The sequence below is a fragment of the Herminiimonas fonticola genome, from assembly GCF_003293745.1.
Lineage (GTDB): Bacteria > Pseudomonadota > Gammaproteobacteria > Burkholderiales > Burkholderiaceae_D > Oxalicibacterium > Oxalicibacterium fonticola.
In genome coordinates, this window is record NZ_PTLZ01000004.1 from 14085 (window position 1) to 29708 (window position 15624).

General features: G+C 51.3%; 16 protein-coding genes and 1 pseudogene. 12 read left to right on the forward strand and 5 right to left on the reverse strand.

All coding sequences use genetic code 11. The features are described 5' to 3' along the window. Positions 1–52 precede the first annotated feature (52 nt). The 7 genes from Hfont_RS12470 (at position 53) to Hfont_RS12500 (ending at position 7345) form a co-directional block, all read left to right on the forward strand. Entirely contained in the window at positions 53–1918 is a 1866-nt protein-coding gene (locus Hfont_RS12470; protein WP_112992751.1) for an ABCB family ABC transporter ATP-binding protein/permease, read from the forward strand. Positions 1919–2137: 219 nt separating this feature from the next. Next, the gene (locus Hfont_RS12475; protein WP_181666458.1) at positions 2138–3055 is read left to right on the forward strand and encodes a transporter substrate-binding domain-containing protein; all 918 of its coding nucleotides are present in this window, start codon (positions 2138–2140) and stop codon (positions 3053–3055) included. Between the two features lie 99 nt (positions 3056–3154). Then, positions 3155–3886 (forward strand): amino acid ABC transporter permease, encoded by a 732-nt coding sequence (locus Hfont_RS12480; protein ID WP_112992753.1) that lies wholly within the window; start codon positions 3155–3157, stop codon positions 3884–3886. Continuing rightward, positions 3879–4565 (forward strand): amino acid ABC transporter permease, encoded by a 687-nt coding sequence (locus Hfont_RS12485; RefSeq protein WP_112992754.1) that lies wholly within the window; start codon positions 3879–3881, stop codon positions 4563–4565. The genes Hfont_RS12480 and Hfont_RS12485 overlap by 8 nt, the downstream gene beginning before the upstream one ends. A gap of 12 nt (positions 4566–4577) precedes the next feature. Next, positions 4578–5303, forward strand: a complete 726-nt coding sequence (locus tag Hfont_RS12490) for an amino acid ABC transporter ATP-binding protein (RefSeq protein WP_112992755.1) — start codon at positions 4578–4580, stop codon at positions 5301–5303. A 127-nt stretch (positions 5304–5430) separates the two neighbouring features. Further along, on the forward strand, positions 5431–6483 hold the full coding sequence (gene pyrC / locus Hfont_RS12495) for a dihydroorotase (protein WP_112992756.1): 1053 nt from the start codon (positions 5431–5433) through the stop codon (positions 6481–6483). A 61-nt stretch (positions 6484–6544) separates the two neighbouring features. After that, positions 6545–7345: a DUF3025 domain-containing protein gene (locus Hfont_RS12500; RefSeq protein WP_112992757.1), complete on the forward strand. Its 801-nt coding sequence runs from the start codon at positions 6545–6547 to the stop codon at positions 7343–7345. Between the two features lie 352 nt (positions 7346–7697). On the opposite strand, the gene Hfont_RS14995 is transcribed toward Hfont_RS12500, so the two are convergent. From Hfont_RS14995 to Hfont_RS12515, 4 genes and pseudogenes are all read right to left on the reverse strand, one after another. Next, a complete protein-coding gene (locus Hfont_RS14995; RefSeq protein WP_133467293.1) occupies positions 7698–8090 on the reverse strand; it encodes a hypothetical protein in 393 nt (130 codons plus the stop codon). A gap of 114 nt (positions 8091–8204) precedes the next feature. Continuing rightward, positions 8205–8273 (reverse strand): annotated as a pseudogene (locus Hfont_RS15330) (SEC-C metal-binding domain-containing protein); the annotation flags it as partial. 184 nt (positions 8274–8457) lie between these two features. Beyond that, a complete protein-coding gene (locus Hfont_RS12510) occupies positions 8458–9537 on the reverse strand; it encodes a porin (RefSeq protein ID WP_112992758.1) in 1080 nt (359 codons plus the stop codon). Between the two features lie 375 nt (positions 9538–9912). After that, positions 9913–11007 (reverse strand): porin, encoded by a 1095-nt coding sequence (locus tag Hfont_RS12515; protein ID WP_112992759.1) that lies wholly within the window; start codon positions 11005–11007, stop codon positions 9913–9915. A gap of 276 nt (positions 11008–11283) precedes the next feature. Between Hfont_RS12515 and coq7 the strand changes: the two genes are divergently transcribed. Then, the gene (gene coq7, locus Hfont_RS12525; RefSeq protein WP_112992761.1) at positions 11284–11910 is read left to right on the forward strand and encodes a 2-polyprenyl-3-methyl-6-methoxy-1,4-benzoquinone monooxygenase; all 627 of its coding nucleotides are present in this window, start codon (positions 11284–11286) and stop codon (positions 11908–11910) included. A gap of 123 nt (positions 11911–12033) precedes the next feature. On the opposite strand, the gene Hfont_RS12530 is transcribed toward coq7, so the two are convergent. Continuing rightward, positions 12034–12480: an OsmC family protein gene (locus Hfont_RS12530; protein WP_112992762.1), complete on the reverse strand. Its 447-nt coding sequence runs from the start codon at positions 12478–12480 to the stop codon at positions 12034–12036. Between the two features lie 287 nt (positions 12481–12767). Between Hfont_RS12530 and rplM the strand changes: the two genes are divergently transcribed. The 4 genes from rplM to Hfont_RS12550 all read left to right on the forward strand — a co-directional run bounded on the left by rplM (position 12768) and on the right by Hfont_RS12550 (position 15614). Continuing rightward, positions 12768–13196: a 50S ribosomal protein L13 gene (rplM, locus tag Hfont_RS12535; protein WP_112992763.1), complete on the forward strand. Its 429-nt coding sequence runs from the start codon at positions 12768–12770 to the stop codon at positions 13194–13196. 9 nt (positions 13197–13205) lie between these two features. Then, complete coding sequence (gene rpsI / locus Hfont_RS12540; RefSeq protein ID WP_012078160.1) at positions 13206–13598, forward strand: 30S ribosomal protein S9; 393 nt, start codon at positions 13206–13208, stop codon at positions 13596–13598. Between the two features lie 201 nt (positions 13599–13799). Continuing rightward, the gene (gene argC / locus Hfont_RS12545; protein ID WP_112992764.1) at positions 13800–14837 is read left to right on the forward strand and encodes an N-acetyl-gamma-glutamyl-phosphate reductase; all 1038 of its coding nucleotides are present in this window, start codon (positions 13800–13802) and stop codon (positions 14835–14837) included. Positions 14838–15017: 180 nt separating this feature from the next. Beyond that, on the forward strand, positions 15018–15614 hold the full coding sequence (locus Hfont_RS12550; protein ID WP_338322781.1) for a DUF6776 family protein: 597 nt from the start codon (positions 15018–15020) through the stop codon (positions 15612–15614). Positions 15615–15624 lie beyond the last annotated feature (10 nt).

Consider the following 15624-nt stretch of genomic DNA (forward strand, 5'->3'; position numbering starts at 1 on the left):
CCCGCTACAATCCTGAGTCTGAAGCATAAATCATCTAACAAAGTCCCATTTCATGCGCCGTTCATCACCTTCTTCCGAGCCCGTTCCAGCGTCGAATAATCGTAACGACTGGGCCACGCTCAAGACACTGATTCCCTATTTGTGGACGTACAAATGGCGAGTTGGATTGGCGTTATTGTTTTTGATCGCCGCAAAATTTGCCAACGTTGGCGTGCCTTTGGTGCTGAAGCGGCTGATCGATAGTCTGACTATCGATCCGAGCAGTCCACATGCCTTGCTGGTTTTGCCTGTGGGGATTTTGGTCGCTTATGGCGCATTGCGCCTGTCGACTACCTTGTTTACAGAATTGCGCGAATATACTTTCGCGAGAGTGACGCAACGCGCGGTGCGCACGATTGCATTGCAAGTCTTCCGACATTTGCATTCGCTGTCCTTGCGCTTTCATTTGAATCGCCAGACCGGTGGCATGACGCGCGATATCGAACGCGGTACGCGCGGCATCTCTTCGCTGGTGTCGTACACGCTATTTAGTATCCTGCCGACACTGGTGGAAATTGTCCTGGTGTTGGGCTATCTGATTCTGCATTACGACATGTGGTTTTCGATTATCACGGCCGTTGCGCTGGCCAGTTATATCGCATTCACCGTGATCGTGACGGAATGGCGCACGCATTTCCGCCGCACGATGAATGATCTCGATTCAAAAGCGAATACCAAGGCCATCGATTCACTGATCAATTACGAGACGGTCAAATACTTTGGCAACGAAAACTACGAAGCCAAGCGTTACGACGAAGGCTTGAAGCATTATGAAACCGCCGCCGTCAAATCGCAGACTTCCTTGTCGGTATTAAATACCGGCCAGTCCAGCATTATTGCAGTCGCTGTAACACTGATTTTATGGCGTGCGACTGAAGGCGTTATCGATGGTTCGATGACGCTGGGCGATTTGGTGCTGGTGAATGCATTCATGATTCAGTTATATATTCCACTGAATTTTCTCGGTGTGATTTATCGCGAAATCAAGCAGAGTCTGGCTGATATGGAGCGCCTGTTTGCGCTACTGGATCAGCACAAGGAAATCGCCGACAAGCCCGATACAAAAGCGTTGCTGGTACAAGGTGCAGAAGTGCGCTTCTCGCATGTGCAATTCAGCTATGAAGCCAAGCGGCAGATTCTATTCGATGTCGATTTCACGATTGCAGCGGGTACGACAACGGCTGTGGTTGGTCATAGCGGCTCCGGCAAATCGACCTTGTCGCGTTTGCTGTTTCGCTTCTACGATGTGAACGAGGGCGCGATCCTGATCGATGGTCAGGACGTGCGCGATGTGACACAGGCTTCCTTGCGGCAAACGATAGGCATCGTGCCGCAAGATACGGTGTTGTTCAACGATACGATCGAATACAACATCGCTTACGGCAAACCGGGGGCAAGCAAGGATGACATCATTGCGGCGGCGAAATCTGCCTACATCCACGACTTCATCGAATCGCTGCCGGATGGCTATGCAACGATGGTGGGCGAACGCGGCTTGAAATTATCCGGTGGTGAAAAACAGCGCGTGGCAATTGCACGCACCTTGTTGAAGCATCCTGCCATCCTGATTTTTGACGAAGCGACTTCGGCCCTTGATTCAAAAGCCGAGCAGGCGATTCAGGCGCAGTTGAAAGAGATTGCGAAGGATAGAACCACACTGGTTATCGCGCATCGCTTGTCGACGATAGTTGACGCAGCGCAGATTTTGGTGCTCGATCACGGTCGCATCGTGGAACGTGGTACGCACGCACAATTGCTGACGGCTGATGGCGCTTATGCACAGATGTGGATGCGCCAGCAGGCACGCCAGGACGTGCCGGTTTCTTCGCCGCTTGAGCGTGATGATGTGGATGGCGTGGCACAGTCTGATGTGTGGTGATGTGGGGTCTGTGCGTGCGGGAACTCAAACAGGAAAGCGGTAACTATCTGCCGATAGCTGAGGCATCCGTTCTTCTTTTTGGAAAGTCGTATTGGCGCAATTGCGTGCCGATGTTATTCTGCGAATGAATGAACGTGCAATGCAATCTCAAACGCAATGCAGTGGCTACTAGCAGCGCTACTTGATTCCACAAGGTTTGCTAACTCTTTCGGAGGCAGCATGAAACTAAGCAGATTGTTTGCCCTGTCTATGAGTGCGCTGCTACTCACAGGCGCTGCCTCTATCGTGCAGGCGCAAGAATTAAGCGGCACCTTAAGAAAGATCAAGCAGACCGGCACCATCACAATCGGTCATCGCGAATCTTCCATTCCATTTTCGTATCTTGATAATCGTGCCGAGCCAATTGGCTATGCGATGGATCTTTGCATGAAGATCGTCGATGCAGTCAAGAAAGACCTCAACATGCCGAATTTGAAGGTCCGCATGCAGCCGGTTACATCAAGCAATCGCATCCCCTTGCTCAAAAATGGAACCATCGATCTTGAGTGCGGCTCCACCACCAATTCCGTTGCGCGTCAAAAACAGGTTGCATTTGGCCCGACCTATTTTTTGATTAATGTCACTGCGGCAGTCAAGAAAACATCAAACATCGATTCCATTGCTGCGTTGAATGGCAAAACTGTTTCGACTACATCAGGCACAACATCCGTTCCCTTGTTGCGCAGCTATCAGAAGGGTAAGGATCGGAATGGCAAGGAAGTGATCGTCAAGGAAATCTACGGCAAGGATCATGCAGAATCGTTTTTGCTGATGGCGGAAGATAGAGCGGTTGCCTTCGTGATGGATGACATTCTGCTGGCGGGTCAGATCGCCAACGCGAAGCGACCCGGTGACTACAAAATATTGCCGGAATCCTTGCGGCAGGAACCGTACAGCATGGTGTTGCGCAAGGACGATCCACAGTTCAAGGCCTTGGTGGATAAGTCCGTTGGCGATGTCATGCGCTCCGGTGAGATCAATCAAATTTACGCAAAGTGGTTTACCACGCCGATTCCACCAAGGAAATTGAACCTGAATTTTCCTATGCCGGCTGCGCTGGAAGAAGTATTCAAACATCCGAATGACAAGGGCGTTTGAGCGATAGGCAGAGTGCATCATCCGTTTCGCCGTTATCAGTTGTTGTCGCTATCGAGCATTAGAAAGACGTGAAGACTTTTCCTGGAAAAGGAATGCTGCATGGACCTGAATATATTTTTTGAGCCGATGTCGGCTGGCGACCCCACCTGGGGCGCCATGTTGTTGTCGGGACTGGGCTGGACATTGGCCGTCGCTGCCTTGTCGTGGATACTGGCTTTTGTGCTTGGATCGCTAGTTGGCATAGTCCGCACTTCTGAGCGCCGCTGGCTGGCTTTTCTTGGCGCTGCGTATGTGGAGTTGTTTCGCAACATTCCGCTACTGGTGCAATTCTTCGTCTGGTATTTTGTCGTGCCGGGAGTGATCCCGGCAGTCAAGACACTGGTCCTTCAACTTGATCCGATCGAACAGCAGTTCATTACGGCGGTGATCTGCCTCGGTTGCTTTACTGCGGCGCGGATTGCCGAACAGGTACGTTCCGGTATTCAGGCCTTGCCGCGTGGCCAGCGCAATGCCGGTTATGCCTTGGGGCTGACGCAGGCGCAAACGTATCGATACGTGTTGCTGCCTGTGGCGTATCGCATGATCATTCCGCCATTGACGTCGGAGCTGATGAACCTGATCAAGAATACTGCGGTGGCGTATTCCATCGGTCTGGTTGAACTGTTCTTTCGTACGCGCGAAATGGGCGAGATGACTTTCCGTTATTTCGAAGCGTTCGCTGCTGCGACATTGATGTATCTGATGATTGCGCTGGCAGCGAATCGCGTGATGGCATTAATCGAACGACGCTTGGCAATTCCAGGTCAGGCTGCGGGGGGGCGTCATGTCTGATTTCGACTTCGCGGTTATTTTCGATAGCTGGCCCTTGCTCTTGCTCGGTTTGAAATACACGGTGCAACTGACGATCATCGCAACGATGGGCGGCATTGTGCTGGGCACATTGTTGGCGCTTGCACGACTATCGCATTACAAAACCTTGTCCATGCTGGCCGCTGCCTATGTCAACGTGATGCGCTCGGTGCCGCTGTTGCTGGTGATTTTCTGGTTTTACTTCCTGATGCCGATCGCCTTGCAATCCTTGATGGGATCGGAATGGCCAATCGCGATAGGCGCTGATCGTTCTGCTTACATCACTTTCATTTTGTTTGAAGCCGCTTATTTCTGCGAAATCATGCGCGCCGGTATTCAGAGCATTCCGAGAGGACAGGTCAACGCCGGTTATGCCTTGGGTTTGAATTATGGCCAATCGATGCGGCTTATCGTTTTGCCACAAGCGGTACGCAATATGCTGCCGCTGTTGCTGACACAAACCATTATCTTGTTCCAGGATGTGTCGCTGGTGTCCTTGCTCAACGTCACGGATCTGGTCGGCGCATCCGTCAAGATCGCGCAGCGTGACAGCCGCGTTGTCGAGATGTATATCTTTGTCGCTGTCGTGTATTTTGTGCTGAGCTTTGCGCTGTCTATGGCAGTGCGGCAAGTACAAAAGCGCTATGCCATCATTCGCTAAAGGAAAAAGACCATGATAACAATGGAACATGTAAGCAAGTGGTACGGCGATTTTCAAGTGCTGACTGACTGCTCGACGCAGGTTGCCAAAGGCGATGTAGTGGTTGTATGCGGACCATCCGGTTCGGGTAAATCAACCCTAATCAAAACAGTGAACGGGCTGGAACCTTTTCAAAAAGGTCGTATTACTGTCGATGGAATTGCAGTCGGCGAACCGGCAACCAATATGTCGAAATTGCGTTCGCGCATAGGCATGGTGTTTCAGAACTTTGAGTTGTTTCCGCATTTGTCGATACGCGAAAATCTGACGCTCGCGCAAATTAAGGTACTGGGTCGCAGCAAGGATGAGGCGATTGAGCGTGGCTTGAAATATCTTGATCGCGTCGGCTTGATCGCGCAAAAAGATAAATTTCCAGGGCAGTTATCCGGTGGTCAGCAACAACGCGTAGCGATTGCGCGCGCCTTGTCTATGGACCCGATTGCGATGTTGTTTGATGAGCCGACCTCCGCACTAGATCCCGAAATGATCAATGAGGTGCTGGATGTCATGGTCGGTTTGGCGCAGGATGGCATGACGATGATGGTCGTCACGCATGAAATGGGATTTGCAAAAAAAGTCGCGAATCGTGTGATCTTCATGGATAAAGGTTCGATAGTTGAGGATTGCACAAAAGATGAATTCTTTGGCACAACGCGTTCGGATAGGGCGCGCGATTTCCTGGCGAAAATTATTCACTAATTCATTTGTCTAGTGAATGAGCAAGTAAGTACTTTCCTCATCGTAATATTGTCCCGGCAGGCGAGTCGGGACGGCTCCTTTTGAGGGCGAACAGGTAAAATAGCGGCAATCCCAAGAAAGAATCGCTATGACTACGACATCTGCCCAAACTTCCAGCATCACCATCACGCGCCCTGACGATTGGCATCTGCATCTGCGCGATGGTGCAACGATGGCCTCAGTCCTGCCCGATACAGCGCGCCAGTTTGCCCGCGCGATCGTGATGCCGAATCTCAAGCCACCAGTTACTACAACTGAGCAGGCGCTAGCCTATCGCGATCGCATTCTTGCTGCGTTGCCGGCTGGCATGCAGTTCGAACCTTTGATGGTTTTGTACCTGACCGACAATACGCCGCCGGAAGAAATCCAGCGCGCCAAAGATAGTGGTGTCGTGCATGCAGTCAAACTTTATCCGGCTGGTGCGACGACCAATTCCGATGCCGGTGTCAGCGATTTGTCGAAATGTTATAAAACGCTGGAGATGATGCAGAAGCTAGGCATGCCATTCCTGGTGCACGGCGAAGTCACGGATCCGGCGATCGACATCTTCGATCGCGAAGCAGTATTTATCGATCGCGTGATGCAGCCTTTACGCAGTGACATGCCTGAATTGAAAGTCGTGTTCGAGCACATCACGACGAAAGACGCCGCGCAGTATGTTGCGGAAGCAGATGGTCACGTTGGTGCGACGATTACTGCCCATCACTTGCTATACAACCGCAATGAAATCTTCAAAGGCGGAATCCGCCCGCATTATTACTGCCTGCCGGTATTGAAGCGCGAGACACATCGTCAGGCGCTGGTTGCAGCTGCGATCTCTGGTAGCAATAAATTTTTCCTCGGTACTGACTCAGCGCCGCATCCCAAGGGCTTGAAGGAACACGCATGTGGCTGCGCGGGTTGCTATACCGCCTTGCATGCGATGGAGCTGTACGCGCAGGCCTTCGATCAAGCTAACGCTTTGGACAAGCTTGAGCAGTTCGCCAGCTTCAATGGGCCGGATTTCTATAATCTGCCGCGCAATAGCGGCAAGATCACACTGAAGCGTGAAGATTGGCAATTGCCTGCAGAGCTCCCACTAGGGAATACGACTGTAGTACCCTTGAATGGCGGCGAGACGATAGGCTGGAAGTTCGTTTGAGCGCGCGTGCGACGGATGTGTTTTCAGTCGGTCACGCTGTAGCGAAAACGATAATTCATCCATGAATTCGGCTTTTCTGGAGCAGATCATTTGGTCCAGGCCGTGGCTTGCCAGTGTGCGTGCGGTGGGCGAGGCGATCGCACAGGCGTCCGACTGGCGACGGGAATTGAACCGGCGCGTTACCGAGTTAGGTGTGCGCAATCACCGTAATTTACCGATTCAATTCGTTGCGCAATCCGAGTTGCCTGCCGGTCTGGCGTATGAGGCATTCATTAGTCAGACCGGCTGTGTACCCACTCGCGACAATCTGCACGATTTTTTCAACGCACTGGTGTGGCTGACCTTCCCACGCATCAAAGTCCAGTTAAACGCCTTGCAAGCCCGTGAGATCGAACGGGCTACAGCTGAAAACACGTCCAAGCCGCGCGGTAAGTTGCGCGATGCAGCGACTATCTTTGATGAAAATGCTATTTTGCTTGTCACGTCCAATCATGAATTGGTGACGGCCTTGCGTACGCATGAATGGGAAGAGGTATTCATCAGGAGACGCAGCGACTTTGTTCAAGATTGCCAGGTTTTTCTATTCGGCCATGCCTTGATGGAGAAACTGGTTACACCATATAAAGCGATTACCGGACATGCGTGGGTCGTGATGCTGGATATGCCAAATGCCGAACTTTCTGTTGAAGATGCGAATGTGTGGCAGTGGGTGGATGTCACAGTCGCATGTCAACTTGCCCAAGGACTAAGTACGGCGGATTTTTCACCTTTGCCGGTGCTGGGAGTGCCTGGTTGGTGGTCGGATCAGGATCAGACTTTTTATCAAGACGTTGCGGTATTTCGACCTAGACGTGGAATGTAAAAGTTCGGGTACTGCTGCATGGCGGGATACCAATTGTTGTCGCCCCTATAAGTCGATCAAGCCATGACGTCATTCACTGACAGTGGTACACAGTGCCTTGTATGACTTATTCATCAAGACCAAATAGTCAACTTGCTTTCCAACCTGGACTACATAAAACCATTCGTTTCAGAATGCGTCTTGCTCGAGTTCTTAGAGCATTTTGCGTTGACTCAAGTCCGACTGCATCAGCAGAGTTTATGTAAAAAGTTACGCGTGTGTCATTGTCATGTCGGTGGTGTGTATCGAAAAGAGCAGTCTGATTTGTCTGATGAGCTAGGAAGGTCGTAGGGATCGCCGATACTTCGCAATATTAGCGCGACGCGGCGTGCGATTCAAAAAGAGGAATGCCACGCTGGATCTTCGCTTGCATGTCTTCTATGAAAGCCTGTGGTCCGTATCCCAGCGTCTCACCGGCCTTTTCATAAAAAAATGGTCGTCCCGTTTGACGGCTGAAGTTCATCATCCATTCCAGTTCCCCTGCATCAAGGTCGCGCCCTCCGAATGCTAGTCGGTATGCTGGCTGGCCGCGCCAGGTCGTTTTCACGACGATCGCGCCGAGCTGAGTAGGTTTGAAAGAGTCTGGGAAGGGGCTGTCAGCATCGACCCAGCCGCAGGAAAACTGGCGGCAAGGCGAATCCGGCCTCGTTTCATAAATACTGCAGCCGCCATCGCGCACGAAATGACAACGCACACCGGGCTTCATTTCATGCCCATAGATTGTCGACTTCAGCCAGCCGTCGCAGCATGCAGTGCAATCGCCGCATTCTCGTAGTGCACTGCTGGAGCGTTGCGGGGTTGTGCTTGCTATCTGTATGACTTTGCCGCAGCACTTCTTGTATTTTTCGCCGCTACCGCAAATGCAGGGATCATTTCTACCGGGTTTCACTTCGTGAATTGCCTTTCATTTCAAGGCGTTATTATGATGCGAATGGAAGAATTCTGCTTGCTGCTTTGCTTGAATAGAGGCATCGCGAAAACGTAAGTTCATATACGCTCAGAATATAAAAAAGGCACCCGAAGGTGCCTTTTTCTATTGCAGTTCAAACCAAGCGAGCTAGGCTCGCTGGGAATTAGAACTTGTGACGAACGCCGACTGCGAATGCCGAACCGCTTTCGCCAGTAACGCCAGCGGCATTGCTGCCAATTGCGGCCAGACCAATGCGCGAGTTAGTGTCGTTGGAAGTGTGCGAGTAACCGGTGTACAGGTTAGTACGCTTCGACAGATCGTATGTGTACATGATGGCTGCTTTTTTCGCATCCGCATCATTCGCCGAACGATTGTCGTTGACAGAGTACGATGCGAATACGTTGCCTGCTGCGCCGACTGGTACGCTTACACCAACCAAGTAGTTGCGATATTTAGTTTCTGTGTTTGCAACAGTGTTTTCCAGTTTTGTATCAGCATATGCGCCATGCAGTTTAACTACGCCGAAATTGTAAGTTGCGCCCAAGAAGGTCAACTTGTTTTCACTTTGTTGTACTGATGGATTAGCAAATGTCGAGGTATCAGCATTGTGGTAGCCGAATTGAACATTCAATGGGCCATTAACATATGCCAAGCCAAGACCGTAGGAGCTGTTTGCACCAGTATCACCAGCTGTTTCGCCAAATGCATATGCAGCATTTGCTTTAAAGCCGCCGAACGAATTCGAAGTATATTTAACAGAGTTCGAAATACGGCCTTGATCGCCACCCAGTGTGCCATTGAAGAACACGGTGCTGATTGGGGAAATCGTACCGCCGTCACCGAATGGATCAATTGCGTCGTACGCATCTTTGATTACCGATGTTTGACGACCCAGATTTACTGTACCAAATGCATTGCTTTGCAGGCCAACAGTAGCGAGACGGTTGAAGCCGCCGTTGTTGCCTGTGCCAGTTGCAAATGCTGCGCCAGTGTCAGCTGCAATTGTAGCTTCCAATTGGAACAATGCATTCAAGCCGCCGCCCAGATCTTCAGTACCTTTGAAGCCGATACGACTAGCCGATTGGTTGCCGGAAGTAACACCAGTAACGCGACCAGCAGCATTGCCGTTGTCCAAGCTAGTGATACCCAAGTCAACGATACCGTAGACGGTAACCGACGATTGTGCCGATGCTGCACCAGCGAATGCGCCCAAAACGGCAAGAGCCAAAAGCGATTTTTTCATTTAGATGTTCCTCAAATGTTGTTTAGAAATACATCCTTACTAAGAAGGATGTACATATTCTGCGAAGCTGCCTGCCTTGCCTAACCTCATTGCAAGACGACAGATCGATTGAAACAAAATACGTAAAGGCTGACAACCAAAATATCAAAAGGGCATGGACGAATCACGCGGAGTGACGTTTTTTTGCAACAGGATAGTGCGCGCGCATTCCAAAATGAGGCATTGACGGTGTTGTTGTGATGCATTGATCGGCTGGTAGTCGATATTTTTTAATATTGAGTTGGTGTTGTAATACGGCTGCCCGCCTTTTTAAGGCGGTGTTGAAAGTATTGATGCTCGGATTACAAAAGTGTCACTAGTGATCTGTCGCCGACATCAAAACATATGGCTAATACCGATGGACGTACCTGTTTGCCGGGTTTGTCTGCCGGGAGGCAGAGAGACGAGCCCATGCAATATGGCTTGATCAATATCGGCATACAGGCTGGTGCGCGACGACAAGGCATAAGTTGCGCCGACGATCAGCAGGTTGCGTCTGGCGATTTCGCGAGCGGAGGTTTCTAGCGTGGTGCGGTAATAACCGGCCGTCAGGCTGGTGGCGCGTGTGAAATCGTAACGTGCGCCCAGCCAGATGTTTTTTGCCTGATTGGTAACGGTGGTTTGAGTTGTTGTATTTATATAGCCGCCGGCAATGCGGATGTCACCTATTTTGTACGCGCCGCCAAAAGTGACCTGGTCTTGTTCGCGATAATCTGGTGTTCCGGTTGTGGCAACGTTCGGGTTTTGGCGGGTATAGGCGCCGCCGATGGAAAATGTACCATCTGTGTAGCCAAGTCCTATGGCTTTGGCGCTGCCGTTGCTGCTGCTACCTGCGACTTCCCCCATTGCATATTCAGCGCTGGCGGTAAATCCACCAAATTTCCCAAAGTATTGGACTGCATTGCTGAAACGGGGGCCGTCTACCGTTCCAAACGGTCGGCTTACTTGACCGTCGTTATTGCCGGCGACTGCGCCGGCTAATGGGATGATATGGACGTAGCGGTATTGAAATGGCTCGTAGGCATAAACAGCTTTGCAGGCGACAGATGGTTGGCGGCCGAAATCGATGGAGCCGAAGGGGCCGGCGATGCCAACGGATGAAAGGCGGTTGAAGACGCGCCCATCCTTGTTGTCTAGTGCGCCGGTGCCGGTGTTGAAGCCGGCCTCCAGATGAAAGTGCGCATTCATGCCGCCGCCCAGATCTTCCGTTCCCTTGAAGCCGAGTCGATTGTTATAGTACTCGCCGTTTGAGCCTATCTTCGTGACGCTGCCTGCGACCGTCGCATTGGTTAAGTGGCGCACGCCGCCGTCTATCGTGCCGTAAATGCTGACCGATGATTGTGGGGCTAGAGTGACTTTGCGAAACTGGCTGCCTTCCGGCTCGGCAGATGGCGAGTGGGGATCGCGATCGAATGTTCCATAGATAGTCATGGATGGCGCTTGCGCGTATGCCGAACTTATTAGCGCGCTTGCAAAAATGAATGTGATGCGCAGAAGTGTCATGGAGTTAGAAGTGGAACGTTTTATTTTTGGCATTCTTGTATTACGCCCAGTTAATCAATTTCTGTATGGCGAGCAAAGGCTAAGCGCAATTCATATAATTTTCTTTTGACATCGGTTAGCATTTGCCAAATCAGACATATGTGCCGTGATAGTCTGTCGTTCGGATGCAACAATTTTTTAGTTTTGATGTGCTTTGTAAATCTCATGACACCTTTCGATCAGTTTATTCAACATTTTGACGGCGCTTTGCGCGTGATCGGCGGCGTTTCTGTAGCGTCGCGTCCTAGTCCTGCAGCCAATCTTGCTGATGGTGCGTTGACGGATGCTGAGCGCCGTCATAGTGCCGGCCTGATGCGTGTTAATCATGTGGGCGAGGTTTGTGCTCAAGCCTTGTATCAGGCGCAGGCGCAGTTTGCGCATACGGATGCAATACGTCAGCAATTCTTGATTGCCTGCCGTGAAGAAGAGGATCACCTGGCTTGGACCGCGCAACGCTTGCGCGAGTTGGGTTCGCATACCAGTCTGCTTAATCCGCTTTGGTATGCTGGCGCTTATGCGCTAGGCGCGGTTGCCGGTAAATTAGGTGATGCGCGTAGTTTGGGATTCGTAGTGGAGACCGAGCGCCAAGTCGAAGCTCACTTGAATGAGCATCTGCAGAAATTACCGCCACAAGATGCGAAGTCGCTGGCTGTGGTAGCGCAAATGAGTGCGGATGAAGTTGCGCACGGCGCGGCAGCCCAAGCATTGGGCGCGCAAGCGGTGTCGCCTTTGGCGCAAAAAAGTATGCGAGCCATGTCAAAAATCATGACGACTACGGCTTACTATATTTAGTGTTGTAGTTGGCAAGCGAGTTCGCGACTAGCAAAGCAGACGCAAAGTTGTAGTGCTCTTCTGCATATAAAAAAGCGGCCGCATTTGCCTTAGGGGGATAGCGGCCGTTTTCTATTTTGATTATCAAGCCGCAGCAGGGGCTGTCACCGCGTCATCCACGATTTCGAATGAGTGCGTAATTTCTGCAGTCTTTTCCATCATGATGGACGCTGAGCAGTATTTGTCGTGTGACAGCTTGATCGCGCGTTCTACCACGTTGGCTTTCAGGTTGCGGCCGGTGACGGTAAAGTGAAAATGTACTTTGGTGAATACTTTCGGATCGGTTTCTGCGCGTTCTGATTTGAGTGTCACTTCGCAACCGCGCACGTCCTGGCCACTTTTTCGCAAGATAACAACGACGTCATAGGCGGTGCAGCCGCCGGTGCCGAGCAAAACGACTTCCATTGGGCGTGGCGCCAAGTTACGGCCGCCGCCTTCGGGTGCGCCATCCATCGCGACAACGTGGCCGGAGCCGGTTTCAGCCAAAAAGGTCATGCCGGACAAGCCGGTCCAGCGTACTGTGCATTCCATGGTTTTCTCTTCAAGTTGCGATTAGTTGTGACATTGTAACTGTTTGGCGCAGATGGGATAAGCGTTCGAAATGAAGACGAAAGACCAATTTGCCACGGAAAGTGGCGAAATCATCTCGGTTAACTAAGCAAATAGACGGGCTTTTATGATTAAGTTTGACGCTAAGTCCTTGAAAAGACTATAATCTGCGGTTCTTTCGTTTGCTCAGGAAGAGTTAACAAGGCCGAGTACGTGGCACTGCTGCACGTAACCACCATTTGAGCGATTTAATTATTTAGGAAGTCATCATGAAAACCTTCTCCGCTAAAGGACACGAAGTCCAGCGCGATTGGTTCGTGATTGACGCGACGGACAAAGTCCTCGGACGTGTTGCCAGCGAAGTGGCACTCCGACTGCGCGGCAAACACAAACCGGAATTTACCCCTCACGTCGATACAGGCGACTTCATTGTCGTCGTCAACGCAGGCAAACTGCGCGTGACCGGTACCAAAGCAACAGAAAAAACATACTATCGCCACTCGGGTTACCCAGGCGGTATCTATGAAACCAACTTCAAGAAAATGCAAGAGCGTTTTCCAGGTCGTGCGCTTGAGAAAGCGGTCAAGGGCATGTTGCCTAAAGGCCCACTCGGCTACGCGATGATCAAGAAGCTCAAAGTGTACGCTGAGGAAACTCATCCGCACGCCGCGCAGCAACCAAAAGCACTTGAACTGTAAGGAACGGACATGATCGGTAACTACAACTACGGAACCGGCCGTCGCAAAAGTGCAGTGGCTCGCGTTTTCATCAAATCGGGCTCCGGCCAGATCGTCGTCAACGGCAAACCAGCGAACGAATACTTTTCGCGTGAAACCGGCTTGATGGTGATTCGTCAACCTCTGGAATTGACCAACAATGTCGAAACTTTCGACATCATGGTCAACGTCAACGGCGGTGGCGAATCCGGTCAAGCGGGCGCTGTGCGTCACGGTATCACCCGTGCTTTGATCGACTACGATGCAACATTGAAATCGGAACTGTCGAAAGCAGGCTTCGTTACTCGTGATGCACGTGAAGTTGAACGTAAAAAAGTTGGTCTGCGCAAAGCTCGTCGCGCAAAACAATTCTCGAAGCGTTAATCTCAGCATCCTGCACGCGTTGTTTGCGTGCCAGAAAAGCCGCCAGGTTCACGCTTGGCGGCTTTTTTCATTTGCGCTCGGTTTGCATGCCGAGTTAAATCTGTTGTTGGCTTGGGTGTTACATTTTTTCCCAGTACGGGCCAAGCAATGAGGCAACATCGCCTGTAAAATAAAACGAAGTATTTTTTGCCAGGAAGAAACATGATCAAGGTTGGTATCGTCGGGGGTACGGGTTATACGGGTGTTGAGTTGCTGCGTATTTTGGCGACGCACCCTGAAGTCAAATTAACAGCGATTACTTCGCGTAAAGAAGATGGTTTGCCGGTCGCGGATATGTTCCCATCGTTGCGCGGGCGCGTCGATCTGGCGTTTTCGTCGCCGGACAAGGCTAAGTTAACTGAATGCGATGTCGTCTTTTTTGCGACCCCGCACGGCGTGGCAATGGCGCAGGCTCCCGAGTTGCTGGCCGCTGGCGTCAAGGTCATCGATCTGGCTGCCGACTTCCGCTTGCAGGATATTGCCTCGTTTGAGAAGTGGTACAAGATGCCGCATAGCTGCCCCGAGCTATTGAAAGAGGCGGCATATGGTCTGGTTGAGTTGAATCGTGATGCGATCCGGAAGGCGCGCATAGTCGGCAATCCCGGCTGCTACCCAACCACCATGCAGCTCGGTTTGGCACCTTTATTGAAAGCCGGCGTGATCGATGCATCGCATCTGATTGCGGACTGCAAATCCGGCGTGTCCGGCGCAGGACGCAAGGCCGAAGTGGCAACCTTATTCTCTGAGGCCGGTGACAATTTCAAGGCGTACGGTGTTTCCGGTCATCGTCATTCGCCAGAAACATTGGAGCGCTTGAGCAAGCTGACCGCAGATAAAGTCGGCCTCCTGTTCACGCCGCATCTGGTGCCGATGATACGCGGCATGCATTCAACGCTGTATGCGCGTTTGACCAAAGACATTGATAACGCGGCGCTGCAGGCCTTGTTTGAAAAGGCCTACAAGGATGAACCGTTTGTCGATGTGATGCCGTTTGGCTCGCATCCGGAAACTCGCTCCACGCGCGCGTCGAATATGCTGCGGATCGCCATTCATCGTCCAAATGATGGCGATACCGTAGTCGTGCTGGTGGTGCAGGATAATCTGGTGAAAGGTGCATCCGGACAAGCTGTGCAGTGTATGAATCTGATGTTCGGTCTTGATGAGAGCACGGGTTTGATGCACGTGCCTATTTTGCCGTGATGATAAGTAACTGACATCATGGCCAATAAGCCAAAACCGGTTTTCAAATCCCTGCGGCGCAAACTTTGGTGGCAGCGTTGGTCAATCTCGCCTGCACGGATGACAATCAAGAACCATCTGCCTTGGCCCTTGCGCGTAATGCTGATCGCCGTCGTACTGGGTTTGAGCGGTGCTATTGCGATGTGGACTTACGATTTAGGCCGCAGCTTTACCGGTTTTAAACCGGCAGCTACGGTGGCGCAACTAAGTTCCATACAAGAACAGCTTAGAGGAATCAGCGCCGAACGTGATCGCTTTCAAACTACGGTCAATGCGGCGGAAAGCCAATTGAACATAGAGCGCTCAGTGCAGACGCAATTGAATCGCCAGATCAAGACGCTGGAATCGGAAAACAGCAAACTCAAGGATGATCTGTCTTTCTTCGAAAGTTTGCTGCCTACGAATACTGGGGTGGCAGGCATCACGATACGTCGCTTCAAGGTGGAAATGGCTGAGCCGGGGCAGTTGCGTTATCGATTATTATTAATGCAAGGTGGTAAACTTGTTCCTGATTTTACGGGGAATTATCAGCTTGTTTTGACGCTGGTGCAGGAGGGTAAAAGTGCTATGATGACCTTCCCAAAATCGGATGCCACCGATAAATTCAAGCTTTTGTTCAAGCATTATCAGCGTGTCGAAGGGGTGCTTACCCTGCCGGAAGGCGCGATAGTAAAATCGGTCCAGATCAAGGTTCTTGAAAGAGGCGCGATGCGTGCGCAACAGTCTGCAAATTTGTAAGGAGGGTCAT

Coding starts and splice junctions, on each gene's coding strand:
- Hfont_RS12470 (WP_112992751.1), top strand. CDS start 53: ATGCGCCGTTCATCACCTTCTTCCGAGCCCGTTCCAGCGTCGAATAAT.
- Hfont_RS12475 (WP_181666458.1), top strand. CDS start 2,138: ATGAAACTAAGCAGATTGTTTGCCCTGTCTATGAGTGCGCTGCTACTC.
- Hfont_RS12480 (WP_112992753.1), top strand. CDS start 3,155: ATGGACCTGAATATATTTTTTGAGCCGATGTCGGCTGGCGACCCCACC.
- Hfont_RS12485 (WP_112992754.1), top strand. CDS start 3,879: ATGTCTGATTTCGACTTCGCGGTTATTTTCGATAGCTGGCCCTTGCTC.
- Hfont_RS12490 (WP_112992755.1), top strand. CDS start 4,578: ATGATAACAATGGAACATGTAAGCAAGTGGTACGGCGATTTTCAAGTG.
- pyrC (WP_112992756.1), top strand. CDS start 5,431: ATGACTACGACATCTGCCCAAACTTCCAGCATCACCATCACGCGCCCT.
- Hfont_RS12500 (WP_112992757.1), top strand. CDS start 6,545: ATGAATTCGGCTTTTCTGGAGCAGATCATTTGGTCCAGGCCGTGGCTT.
- Hfont_RS14995 (WP_133467293.1), bottom strand. CDS start 8,090: ATGAAGCCCGGTGTGCGTTGTCATTTCGTGCGCGATGGCGGCTGCAGT.
- Hfont_RS12510 (WP_112992758.1), bottom strand. CDS start 9,537: ATGAAAAAATCGCTTTTGGCTCTTGCCGTTTTGGGCGCATTCGCTGGT.
- Hfont_RS12515 (WP_112992759.1), bottom strand. CDS start 11,007: ATGACTATCTATGGAACATTCGATCGCGATCCCCACTCGCCATCTGCC.
- coq7 (WP_112992761.1), top strand. CDS start 11,284: ATGACACCTTTCGATCAGTTTATTCAACATTTTGACGGCGCTTTGCGC.
- Hfont_RS12530 (WP_112992762.1), bottom strand. CDS start 12,480: ATGGAATGCACAGTACGCTGGACCGGCTTGTCCGGCATGACCTTTTTG.
- rplM (WP_112992763.1), top strand. CDS start 12,768: ATGAAAACCTTCTCCGCTAAAGGACACGAAGTCCAGCGCGATTGGTTC.
- rpsI (WP_012078160.1), top strand. CDS start 13,206: ATGATCGGTAACTACAACTACGGAACCGGCCGTCGCAAAAGTGCAGTG.
- argC (WP_112992764.1), top strand. CDS start 13,800: ATGATCAAGGTTGGTATCGTCGGGGGTACGGGTTATACGGGTGTTGAG.
- Hfont_RS12550 (WP_338322781.1), top strand. CDS start 15,018: ATGTGGACTTACGATTTAGGCCGCAGCTTTACCGGTTTTAAACCGGCA.